Source organism: Pseudokineococcus basanitobsidens (assembly GCF_037482545.1).
Classification (GTDB): domain Bacteria; phylum Actinomycetota; class Actinomycetes; order Actinomycetales; family Quadrisphaeraceae; genus Pseudokineococcus; species Pseudokineococcus basanitobsidens.
On record NZ_JBBIAA010000041.1, the window covers coordinates 1 to 11,124 of the forward strand.

The 11,124-nt window shown below is 76.5% G+C and carries 10 protein-coding genes; 5 read left to right on the forward strand and 5 right to left on the reverse strand.

The genetic code is table 11. The features are described 5' to 3' along the window. Positions 1–295, reverse strand: a 295-nt coding sequence (locus WDZ17_RS16665) for an RICIN domain-containing protein (protein WP_339576306.1), incomplete at its 3' end; no start/stop codon positions are given. 215 nt (positions 296–510) lie between these two features. On the opposite strand from WDZ17_RS16665, the gene WDZ17_RS16670 reads away from it, so the two are divergent. Both WDZ17_RS16670 and WDZ17_RS16675 read left to right on the forward strand, forming a co-directional pair. After that, positions 511–1,335 (forward strand): SDR family NAD(P)-dependent oxidoreductase, encoded by an 825-nt coding sequence (locus WDZ17_RS16670; RefSeq protein WP_339576307.1) that lies wholly within the window; start codon positions 511–513, stop codon positions 1,333–1,335. Positions 1,336–1,384: 49 nt separating this feature from the next. Then, positions 1,385–2,287, forward strand: a complete 903-nt coding sequence (locus tag WDZ17_RS16675; protein ID WP_339576308.1) for an alpha/beta hydrolase — start codon at positions 1,385–1,387, stop codon at positions 2,285–2,287. A gap of 11 nt (positions 2,288–2,298) precedes the next feature. Here WDZ17_RS16675 and WDZ17_RS16680 read toward each other — a convergent pair whose 3' ends face one another. Further along, complete coding sequence (locus WDZ17_RS16680) at positions 2,299–4,785, reverse strand: MMPL family transporter (protein WP_339576309.1); 2,487 nt, start codon at positions 4,783–4,785, stop codon at positions 2,299–2,301. 144 nt (positions 4,786–4,929) lie between these two features. Here WDZ17_RS16680 and WDZ17_RS16685 point away from each other — a divergent pair, with 144 nt between their 5' ends. Beyond that, entirely contained in the window at positions 4,930–5,535 is a 606-nt protein-coding gene (locus WDZ17_RS16685; RefSeq protein ID WP_339576310.1) for a TetR/AcrR family transcriptional regulator, read from the forward strand. 54 nt (positions 5,536–5,589) lie between these two features. Here the strand turns inward: WDZ17_RS16685 and WDZ17_RS16690 are convergent, their stop codons facing one another. Further along, entirely contained in the window at positions 5,590–6,195 is a 606-nt protein-coding gene (locus WDZ17_RS16690; RefSeq protein ID WP_339576310.1) for a TetR/AcrR family transcriptional regulator, read from the reverse strand. Between the two features lie 144 nt (positions 6,196–6,339). Between WDZ17_RS16690 and WDZ17_RS16695 the strand changes: the two genes are divergently transcribed. Then, positions 6,340–8,826 carry an MMPL family transporter gene (locus WDZ17_RS16695; protein ID WP_339576309.1) on the forward strand — a complete coding sequence of 829 codons (2,487 nt, stop codon included), beginning with the start codon at positions 6,340–6,342 and terminating at the stop codon, positions 8,824–8,826. A gap of 11 nt (positions 8,827–8,837) precedes the next feature. Here WDZ17_RS16695 and WDZ17_RS16700 read toward each other — a convergent pair whose 3' ends face one another. Continuing rightward, a complete protein-coding gene (locus WDZ17_RS16700; protein WP_339576308.1) occupies positions 8,838–9,740 on the reverse strand; it encodes an alpha/beta hydrolase in 903 nt (300 codons plus the stop codon). 49 nt (positions 9,741–9,789) lie between these two features. Next, complete coding sequence (locus tag WDZ17_RS16705) at positions 9,790–10,614, reverse strand: SDR family NAD(P)-dependent oxidoreductase (protein ID WP_339576307.1); 825 nt, start codon at positions 10,612–10,614, stop codon at positions 9,790–9,792. Positions 10,615–10,829: 215 nt separating this feature from the next. On the opposite strand from WDZ17_RS16705, the gene WDZ17_RS16710 reads away from it, so the two are divergent. Then, positions 10,830–11,124: RICIN domain-containing protein (locus WDZ17_RS16710; protein WP_339576306.1), on the forward strand; the 295-nt coding region annotated here is incomplete at its 3' end.

An 11,124-nucleotide genomic window follows, 5' to 3' on the forward strand; every position in this document is an offset into this window, starting at 1 on the left:
CCCCCACGTCCCACTGCTGGGGGGCCTGGCCGTTGCACGGCCAGAGCTGCACGCGGGTGCCGTCGGCCGAGCTGCCGCCCGCGACGTCCACGCACTTGCCGCCGTAGCCGGTGATCTGGCCGGTGGCCGCCGACGCCGCGGGGGCCAGCGCGAGCGGCGAGGCCAGGGCGGCCGCGGCGAGCACGGGCAGCAGGGTGCGGCGCAGCGCGCGCCGTCCGCGGCGGCCGGGGGCCGCCGTGGTGGCGCCGGCTGCGGTGGGGGATGGGTGCGGTGACGTCCGTGCACGGAAGAGCACGCTCGACCTCCTCGTCGAGCCCCGGCCCGACGCCGGTGCCGGGCGCTCCAGGGGCGGTGGCACGGTGACTCGTGTCACCTCATCGTGTCAAGAGGGGCGTACCCGGGCACTCCGGTCGCCGGACGGGCCCGACACACCGCGGGACGCCGAGCAGGACTCGGTCCTGCACCCTGGGCGGGTCGACGGCGCCGGGCCGTCCGAGGTGAGGAGCAGCCGTGGGCGAGGACGCGAGCGCGACCGGGGCCGTCGGTCCACCCGAGGCACAGCCTGCCGCGAGCCCGGCTGCGGGGTGGACGCCGGGACGCTTCGAGGGCCGGACGGCGGTCGTCACCGGCGCTGGGTCGGGGATCGGCCGGGCCACGGCGGTGCGCCTCGCGCGCGAGGGCGCCCGCGTCGTCGCCGTCGAGCTGCTCGCCGACCGCCTGGACGCGCTCGTCGCCGAGCACGGCGACCTCGACCTCGTGCCCGTGGCGGCCGACGTGACGACCACCGAGGGTGTCGACGCCGTCGTCGCCGCGGCGGCCGGCCGCGTCGACGCGCTCGCCAACGTCGCCGGGATCATGGACGGCTTCCTGCCGCCCGCCGAGGTCGACGACGCGACGTGGGACCGGGTCCTCGCCGTGAACCTCACCGCGCCGATGCGGCTGTGCCGCGCCGTGCTGCCCGGCATGGTCGGGGCGGGCGCCGGGGCGGTCGTCAACGTGGCCTCCGAGGCGGCGCTGCGGGGCTCGGCCGCCGGCGCGGCCTACACCGCGTCCAAGCACGGGCTCGTCGGCCTGACGAAGAACATCGCCGTCATGCACCGCGCCCAGGGGGTGCGGGCCAACGCCGTCGCACCCGGGCCGGTCGCCACCGGCATCGACGCGCCCATGCGCTCGGCGCAGGCCGCCGGGGTCGTGGGCCCTCTCCTGCAGGCGGTGCTCACGGCGCCGGCGCAGGCCGAGGACCTCGCGGCGTCGATCTGCTGGCTCCTGTCCGACGACGCCGCCAACGTCAACGGCGTCGTCCTCGCCTCCGACGGCGGCTGGTCGGCCGTCTGAGGCGGTACCACCCCCGACCCGCGACCGACCCCGAGACGAGGACGTCCCCATGGCCGCACCGCCGCTGCACCCGGACCTGCGCGCCGCGCGGTTCTTCCCGCGGAGCGTGACCGGGCCCCGGCGCCTGCGGGCGCTCCGGCTCGCGACGCGGCTCGCGCCGCGACTGCGGGAGCGGCCCGGGGTCGAGGTCGTGCCGCTGGACGGCGGGGCCACCCTGCGGGTGCACCGTCCCGCCGCGGTCCCCGGCCCCGCGCCCGCGCTGCTGTGGGTGCACGGCGGCGGCATGGTCCTCGGCAGCGCAGCGACGGAGGACGACCTCTGCCGCCGCTGGGCCGACGAGCTCGGCGTCGTCGTGGCCTCGCCCGACTACCGCCTCGCCCCCGAGCACCCCTACCCGGCGCCGCTCGAGGACTGCTGGGAGGCGCTGACGTGGCTCGTGGACCGGCCCGAGGTGGATGCGTCCCGGGTCGTCGTCGGCGGGGCCAGCGCGGGGGGAGGCCTCGCCGCCGGTCTCGCGCTGCTGGCGCGCGAGCGCGGCGTCGACCTCGCCCTCCAGCTGCTCGTCTACCCGATGCTCGACGACCGCACCGGCGCGCGGACCGACGTCGACGCCCGCCCGTTGCGGCTGTGGAGCCCGGGCAGCAACCGGTTCGGCTGGCGCTGCTACCTCGGCGGGCTCTCGGGCGACGCCGTGCCGGCGCCCGCGGCCCCGGCGCGCGCCGAGGACCTCTCCGGCCTGCCGCCGGCGTGGGTCGGCGTCGGGACCCTCGATCTCTTCCACGACGAGGACGTCGTGTACGCCCGGCGGCTGCGCGCGGCGGGCGTCCCGTGCGAGCTCGAGGTCGTCGAGGGCGCCTACCACGGGTTCGACGTCGTGCAGCGCGGCGCCGGGGTGTCCCGCGACTTCCTCGCGGCCCAGACCGCGGCGCTGCGCTCCGCGCTCGGCACCTGAGGGCGCCGGGGTCAGCGCCGCCCGGCGAGCTCGCGCTCGCGCTCGTCCGCGGCGGGCCGCGCCCCGTCGGCGGGGCCGACGCCGCGGGAGGTGGCGGCCGGGGGGTGCTCCCGCTCGAGCGCGGCCCCCTCGACGTCGACGTCGGGCAGGACGCGGTCCAGCCACGAGGGGATCCACCACGCGCCCCGGCCGACGAGGTGCATGACCGAGGGCACGAGGACGAGGCGCACGACGAAGGCGTCGAAGAGCACGCCCGTCGCGAGGCCGAAGCCGATCGGCTTGACCGCCGCCAGGTGCGAGAACACGAACCCGCCGAAGACCGACACCATGATCACCGCGGCGGCGAGGACGACCGGTCGTCCGCTGCGCAGCCCCGCCATGACGGCGCGCCGCGCCGGCGTCCCGTGCACGTAGGCCTCCCGCATCCCCGAGACGAGGAACAGCTGGTAGTCCATCGCCAGCCCGAAGAGGATGCCGACGAGCAGCAGCGGCGCGAAGTTGAGCACCGGCCCCGGTGAGGTGACGCCGAGGACGTCGGCGAGCCAGCCCCACTGGTAGACCGCCGTCACCGCGCCGAGGGCGGCGAACAACGACAGGACGAAGCCCCCCACGGCGAGCACGGGCACGAGCAGCGACCGGAAGACGAGCACGAGGAGCACGAGCGACAGGCCGACGACGACCGCCAGGTAGACGGGCAGGACGTCGGCCAGCTGGTCGGAGATGTCGATGTTGCCGCTCGCGGCGCCGGCGACGCCGACCGCGACGTCGCCGGGGGCCCCCTCGACCGTCGGGTCCAGCGCTCGCAGGTCCTGCACGAGCTGCTCCGTGGACGCGCTGGCCGGCCCGTCGGCGGGCACCACCTGGAAGGCGAAGAAGCTGCGGTCCGCGGACACGCCCGCCGGGGCGACGGCGACGACGTCGTCGAAGGAGGCCACCTGCTCGGCGAGCTCCACCTGGGTCGCGAGCTCGGCGTCCTCGGCGACGGGCTCGGGCAGGTCCGCCGTCACCACGAGCGGGCCGTTCTGCCCGGGGCCGAAGGCGTCGGCGGTCGCCGTGTACGCCCGGTACTGCGTCGTGTCCTCCGCCTCCTGCGCCCCGCTGGGCAGCCCGAGCCGGATCGACAGCGCGGGCACGGCGACGACGAGCAGCGCCAGCACCGGCAGCACGACGCCGAGGACGGCGCGGCGGGTGCTCATGGGACGGGACCGGTCGACGTGCGCACCCCGTGGGCGCGTGCGGCGGTCGAGGACGCGGCGGCCGACGACGCCGAGCAGCGCCGGGGTGAACGTCACGGCCATGAGGACGGCCACGAGGACGCACACGGCCCCGACCGTGCCCATGGTCCCGAGGAAGCCGATGCCCGTCAGGTTCAGCGCCAGCAGCGCGAGCAGGACGGTCGAGCCCGCGAAGACGACCGCCGTGCCCGCCGTGCCGTTGGCGAGCCCGATGGACTCCCGGAGGTCGACGCCCTCCCGCAGCTGCCGCCGGTGCCGGTTGATGATGAACAGCGAGTAGTCGATGCCGACGGCCAGCCCGAGCATGACGCCGAGCGCCGGTGTCACCGAGGCCATCTCCACCACGCCGGAGAAGGCGAGCGAGGCCGTGACGCCGATGCCCACCCCCGCGAGCGACGTGACGAGCGGCAGGACCGCCGGCAGGGCCGCGCGCAGCATGAGCAGCAGGACCACGCCGGCCACGACGACACCGATGATCTCGCCGGGACCGAGGATGCCCTCGGTCGAGCTCGCGATCTCGGAGGAGAAGTCCACCTGCACGCCCGGGAGGTCGGCGGCCTCGAGCGTGTCGACGACCGAGGACTTGACCTCCTCGGGCAGCGAGAACTGGTCCTGCGTGAAGAGCACGACGCCGAGTGCCGTGGAGCCGTCCTCCGACACGGTGCGGATGCCGGACGCCAGGTCCGCCAGCCGCTGCCCGTCCTCGACCTGCGCGGCCTGCGCCTCGAGCTCGGCGCGGCTCGCGTCCAGCTGCTCCTGCTGGGCGCTCAGCTCGGGCGAGGCGCTGAGCGGCACGCCCGCCTCCTCCAGCTGCGCCGCGGCGGCGTCGACCTGCTGCTGCCCGGCGTCGAGCTGCTCGCGCCCGTCCTCGACCTGCGCGGCCGCGTCCTCGAGCTGCCGGGTCTGGGCGGCCGTCTGCTCCGCGGTGGCGAAGGGGTCGACGGTGCTGCTGACGCCGTCGAGCCCGCCGACGTCCGCGAGCGCCGCCGCGACCCCGTCCCGCTGCTCGGCGGTGAAGGCGCTGCCGTCGTCGGTGCGGAAGACGACCGTCCCCGTCGCGCCGCTGGCGCCCGGCAGCTCCTGCGCGAGCTGCGCGCTCACCCGGTCGGTCTCGGTGCCGGGGATCGAGAAGGTGGACACGAGCGTCCCGCCGAAGGCGAGGAACGCCCCGGCGGCGACCGCCAGGACGGCGACCCAGGCGACGACGACGCGCCAGCCGAGGGCGGCCGCGGAGCGGCCGAGTCGGTAGAGGAGGTGGGCCACAGCGTCGCCTTCCGGAGGAGCTCACGAGGACTGGAGGGGCGCTCGCCGTCGAGCCCGGGCCACGGTAGGCGACACGTGTCGGGGAGGGCAACACGTGTCGGCTTTCTGGGTCGTCGGGTTCCTCCGGGTGCCACACTGACGACCATGGACCCGCGTGTCGCCCGCACCCGCCGGCGCCTGCAGGAGTCCCTGCTCGTGCTCGCCCGGGAGAGGACGCTCGACGAGATCACCGTCGGCGACATCGCCGAGCGGGCCGCGATCAACCGCAGCACCTACTACCAGCACTACTCCGACAAGGAGATGCTCCTCGCGGACGCCCTCGACGCCGCGGCGGCGCAGGCGGCCGAGCTCATCGGGGAGGCGGCCGGCGCCCGACGGGGGGCGGGGGACTGGGGCCCCTGGGTCGACGCCGTGGGTGCGCGCGCGGCGATGCTCACCTACCTGCGCCACGTCGAGGAGAACGCCGACCTCTACCGCCGGGTGCTCGGCGAGCACGGCTCGGCCGTCGCCACGAGCCGGATGCGGCGGCGGGTGGAGGTCATCGTCCGCGACGCCCTCGCCGGGAGCCCGCAGGGCGAGGTCGCCCCCTTCGCCGAGGGGGTGCCCCTGCACGTGGCCGCCGCCGGGATCACGGGCCTCGCGATCGGCGTCGTCACCTCGTGGGTCGAGCAGGACGCCGACGTCCCCGCCGCCGAGGCCGCCGAGTGGCTGTGGGCGATGCTCGACCACCAGGGGCTCCTGCCCACCTGACCGAGCTGTTCGCAGGAGGTGACCGTGCACGGTCACCTCCTGCGAACAGCTCGGTCAGGTGGGCAGGAGCCCCTGGTGGTCGAGCATCGCCCACAGCCACTCGGCGGCCTCGGCGGCGGGGACGTCGGCGTCCTGCTCGACCCACGAGGTGACGACGCCGATCGCGAGGCCCGTGATCCCGGCGGCGGCCACGTGCAGGGGCACCCCCTCGGCGAAGGGGGCGACCTCGCCCTGCGGGCTCCCGGCGAGGGCGTCGCGGACGATGACCTCCACCCGCCGCCGCATCCGGCTCGTGGCGACGGCCGAGCCGTGCTCGCCGAGCACCCGGCGGTAGAGGTCGGCGTTCTCCTCGACGTGGCGCAGGTAGGTGAGCATCGCCGCGCGCGCACCCACGGCGTCGACCCAGGGGCCCCAGTCCCCCGCCCCCCGTCGGGCGCCGGCCGCCTCCCCGATGAGCTCGGCCGCCTGCGCCGCCGCGGCGTCGAGGGCGTCCGCGAGGAGCATCTCCTTGTCGGAGTAGTGCTGGTAGTAGGTGCTGCGGTTGATCGCGGCCCGCTCGGCGATGTCGCCGACGGTGATCTCGTCGAGCGTCCTCTCCCGGGCGAGCACGAGCAGGGACTCCTGCAGGCGCCGGCGGGTGCGGGCGACACGCGGGTCCATGGTCGTCAGTGTGGCACCCGGAGGAACCCGACGACCCAGAAAGCCGACACGTGTTGCCCTCCCCGACACGTGTCGCCTACCGTGGCCCGGGCTCGACGGCGAGCGCCCCTCCAGTCCTCGTGAGCTCCTCCGGAAGGCGACGCTGTGGCCCACCTCCTCTACCGACTCGGCCGCTCCGCGGCCGCCCTCGGCTGGCGCGTCGTCGTCGCCTGGGTCGCCGTCCTGGCGGTCGCCGCCGGGGCGTTCCTCGCCTTCGGCGGGACGCTCGTGTCCACCTTCTCGATCCCCGGCACCGAGACCGACCGGGTGAGCGCGCAGCTCGCGCAGGAGCTGCCGGGCGCCAGCGGCGCGACGGGGACGGTCGTCTTCCGCACCGACGACGGCAGCGCCTTCACCGCCGAGCAGCGGGACGGGGTCGCGGCGGCGCTCGCGGACGTCGGCGGGCTCGACGGCGTCAGCAGCACCGTCGACCCCTTCGCCACCGCGGAGCAGACGGCCGCCCAGACCCGGCAGCTCGAGGACGCGGCCGCGCAGGTCGAGGACGGGCGCGAGCAGCTCGACGCCGGGCAGCAGCAGGTCGACGCCGCCGCGGCGCAGCTGGAGGAGGCGGGCGTGCCGCTCAGCGCCTCGCCCGAGCTGAGCGCCCAGCAGGAGCAGCTGGACGCGAGCCGCGCCGAGCTCGAGGCGCAGGCCGCGCAGGTCGAGGACGGGCAGCGGCTGGCGGACCTGGCGTCCGGCATCCGCACCGTGTCGGAGGACGGCTCCACGGCACTCGGCGTCGTGCTCTTCACGCAGGACCAGTTCTCGCTGCCCGAGGAGGTCAAGTCCTCGGTCGTCGACACGCTCGAGGCCGCCGACCTCCCGGGCGTGCAGGTGGACTTCTCCTCCGAGATCGCGAGCTCGACCGAGGGCATCCTCGGTCCCGGCGAGATCATCGGTGTCGTCGTGGCCGGCGTGGTCCTGCTGCTCATGCTGCGCGCGGCCCTGCCGGCGGTCCTGCCGCTCGTCACGTCGCTCGCGGGGGTGGGCATCGGCGTCACGGCCTCGCTCGCCTTCTCCGGCGTGGTGGAGATGGCCTCGGTGACACCGGCGCTCGGCGTCATGCTCGGGCTGGCCGTCGGCATCGACTACTCGCTGTTCATCATCAACCGGCACCGGCGGCAGCTGCGGGAGGGCGTCGACCTCCGGGAGTCCATCGGGCTCGCCAACGGCACGGCGGGCACGGCGGTCGTCTTCGCGGGCTCGACCGTCCTGCTCGCGCTGCTGGCGCTGAACCTGACGGGCATCGGCTTCCTCGGGACCATGGGCACGGTCGGGGCCGTGTGCGTCCTCGTGGCCGTCCTCATGGCCGTGACGTTCACCCCGGCGCTGCTCGGCGTCGTCGGCCGCCGCGTCCTCGACCGCCGCACGCGCCCACGGGGTGCGCACGTCGACCGGTCCCGTCCCATGAGCACCCGCCGCGCCGTCCTCGGCGTCGTGCTGCCGGTGCTGGCGCTGCTCGTCGTCGCCGTGCCCGCGCTGTCGATCCGGCTCGGGCTGCCCAGCGGGGCGCAGGAGGCGGAGGACACGACGCAGTACCGGGCGTACACGGCGACCGCCGACGCCTTCGGCCCCGGGCAGAACGGCCCGCTCGTGGTGACGGCGGACCTGCCCGAGCCCGTCGCCGAGGACGCCGAGCTCGCGACCCAGGTGGAGCTCGCCGAGCAGGTGGCCTCCTTCGACGACGTCGTCGCCGTCGCCCCGGCGGGCGTGTCCGCGGACCGCAGCTTCTTCGCCTTCCAGGTGGTGCCCGCCGACGGGCCGGCCAGCGCGTCCACGGAGCAGCTCGTGCAGGACCTGCGAGCGCTGGACCCGACGGTCGAGGGGGCCCCCGGCGACGTCGCGGTCGGCGTCGCCGGCGCCGCGAGCGGCAACATCGACATCTCCGACCAGCTGGCCGACGTCCTGCCCGTCTACCTGGCGGTCGTCGTCGGCCTGTCGCTCGTGCTCCTCGTGCTCGTCTTCCGGTCGCTGCTCGTGCCCGTGCTCGCCGTGGGGGGCTTCGTCCTGTCGTTGTTCGCCGCCCTCGGCGCGGTGACGGCGGTCTACCAGTGGGGCTGGCTCGCCGACGTCCTCGGCGTCACCTCACCGGGGCCGGTGCTCAACTTCGCGCCGCTGCTGCTCGTCGGCATCCTCTTCGGGCTGGCGATGGACTACCAGCTGTTCCTCGTCTCGGGGATGCGGGAGGCCTACGTGCACGGGACGCCGGCGCGGCGCGCCGTCATGGCGGGGCTGCGCAGCGGACGACCGGTCGTCCTCGCCGCCGCGGTGATCATGGTGTCGGTCTTCGGCGGGTTCGTGTTCTCGCACCTGGCGGCGGTCAAGCCGATCGGCTTCGGCCTCGCGACGGGCGTGCTCTTCGACGCCTTCGTCGTGCGCCTCGTCCTCGTGCCCTCGGTCATGCACCTCGTCGGCCGGGGCGCGTGGTGGATCCCCTCGTGGCTGGACCGCGTCCTGCCCGACGTCGACGTCGAGGGGGCCGCGCTCGAGCGGGAGCACCCCCCGGCCGCCACCTCCCGCGGCGTCGGCCCCGCCGACGGGGCGCGGCCCGCCGCGGACGAGCGCGAGCGCGAGCTCGCCGGGCGGCGCTGACCCCGGCGCCCTCAGGTGCCGAGCGCGGAGCGCAGCGCCGCGGTCTGGGCCGCGAGGAAGTCGCGGGACACCCCGGCGCCGCGCTGCACGACGTCGAACCCGTGGTAGGCGCCCTCGACGACCTCGAGCTCGCACGGGACGCCCGCCGCGCGCAGCCGCCGGGCGTACACGACGTCCTCGTCGTGGAAGAGATCGAGGGTCCCGACGCCGACCCACGCCGGCGGCAGGCCGGAGAGGTCCTCGGCGCGCGCCGGGGCCGCGGGCGCCGGCACGGCGTCGCCCGAGAGCCCGCCGAGGTAGCAGCGCCAGCCGAACCGGTTGCTGCCCGGGCTCCACAGCCGCAACGGGCGGGCGTCGACGTCGGTCCGCGCGCCGGTGCGGTCGTCGAGCATCGGGTAGACGAGCAGCTGGAGGGCGAGGTCGACGCCGCGCTCGCGCGCCAGCAGCGCGAGACCGGCGGCGAGGCCTCCCCCCGCGCTGGCCCCGCCGACGACGACCCGGGACGCATCCACCTCGGGCCGGTCCACGAGCCACGTCAGCGCCTCCCAGCAGTCCTCGAGCGGCGCCGGGTAGGGGTGCTCGGGGGCGAGGCGGTAGTCGGGCGAGGCCACGACGACGCCGAGCTCGTCGGCCCAGCGGCGGCAGAGGTCGTCCTCCGTCGCTGCGCTGCCGAGGACCATGCCGCCGCCGTGCACCCACAGCAGCGCGGGCGCGGGGCCGGGGACCGCGGCGGGACGGTGCACCCGCAGGGTGGCCCCGCCGTCCAGCGGCACGACCTCGACCCCGGGCCGCTCCCGCAGTCGCGGCGCGAGCCGCGTCGCGAGCCGGAGCGCCCGCAGGCGCCGGGGCCCGGTCACGCTCCGCGGGAAGAACCGCGCGGCGCGCAGGTCCGGGTGCAGCGGCGGTGCGGCCATGGGGACGTCCTCGTCTCGGGGTCGGTCGCGGGTCGGGGGTGGTACCGCCTCAGACGGCCGACCAGCCGCCGTCGGAGGCGAGGACGACGCCGTTGACGTTGGCGGCGTCGTCGGACAGGAGCCAGCAGATCGACGCCGCGAGGTCCTCGGCCTGCGCCGGCGCCGTGAGCACCGCCTGCAGGAGAGGGCCCACGACCCCGGCGGCCTGCGCCGAGCGCATGGGCGCGTCGATGCCGGTGGCGACCGGCCCGGGTGCGACGGCGTTGGCCCGCACCCCCTGGGCGCGGTGCATGACGGCGATGTTCTTCGTCAGGCCGACGAGCCCGTGCTTGGACGCGGTGTAGGCCGCGCCGGCGGCCGAGCCCCGCAGCGCCGCCTCGGAGGCCACGTTGACGACCGCCCCGGCGCCCGCCCCGACCATGCCGGGCAGCACGGCGCGGCACAGCCGCATCGGCGCGGTGAGGTTCACGGCGAGGACCCGGTCCCACGTCGCGTCGTCGACCTCGGCGGGCGGCAGGAAGCCGTCCATGATCCCGGCGACGTTGGCGAGCGCGTCGACGCGGCCGGCCGCCGCGGCGACGACGGCGTCGACACCCTCGGTGGTCGTCACGTCGGCCGCCACGGGCACGAGGTCGAGGTCGCCGTGCTCGGCGACGAGCGCGTCCAGGCGGTCGGCGAGCAGCTCGACGGCGACGACGCGGGCGCCCTCGCGCGCGAGGCGCACCGCCGTGGCCCGGCCGATCCCCGACCCAGCGCCGGTGACGACCGCCGTCCGGCCCTCGAAGCGTCCCGGCGTCCACCCCGCAGCCGGGCTCGCGGCAGGCTGTGCCTCGGGTGGACCGACGGCCCCGGTCGCGCTCGCGTCCTCGCCCACGGCTGCTCCTCACCTCGGACGGCCCGGCGCCGTCGACCCGCCCAGGGTGCAGGACCGAGTCCTGCTCGGCGTCCCGCGGTGTGTCGGGCCCGTCCGGCGACCGGAGTGCCCGGGTACGCCCCTCTTGACACGATGAGGTGACACGAGTCACCGTGCCACCGCCCCTGGAGCGCCCGGCACCGGCGTCGGGCCGGGGCTCGACGAGGAGGTCGAGCGTGCTCTTCCGTGCACGGACGTCACCGCACCCATCCCCCACCGCAGCCGGCGCCACCACGGCGGCCCCCGGCCGCCGCGGACGGCGCGCGCTGCGCCGCACCCTGCTGCCCGTGCTCGCCGCGGCCGCCCTGGCCTCGCCGCTCGCGCTGGCCCCCGCGGCGTCGGCGGCCACCGGCCAGATCACCGGCTACGGCGGCAAGTGCGTGGACGTCGCGGGCGGCAGCTCGGCCGACGGCACCCGCGTGCAGCTCTGGCCGTGCAACGGCCAGGCCCCCCAGCAGTGGGACGTGGGGG

What these genes read in the sequence shown, in the direction of transcription:
- WDZ17_RS16685 (WP_339576310.1), top strand. Translation starts at nt 4,930, where the DNA reads ATGGACCCGCGTGTCGCCCGCACCCGCCGGCGCCTGCAGGAGTCCCTG.
- WDZ17_RS16700 (WP_339576308.1), bottom strand. Translation starts at nt 9,740, where the DNA reads ATGGCCGCACCGCCGCTGCACCCGGACCTGCGCGCCGCGCGGTTCTTC.
- WDZ17_RS16675 (WP_339576308.1), top strand. Translation starts at nt 1,385, where the DNA reads ATGGCCGCACCGCCGCTGCACCCGGACCTGCGCGCCGCGCGGTTCTTC.
- WDZ17_RS16690 (WP_339576310.1), bottom strand. Translation starts at nt 6,195, where the DNA reads ATGGACCCGCGTGTCGCCCGCACCCGCCGGCGCCTGCAGGAGTCCCTG.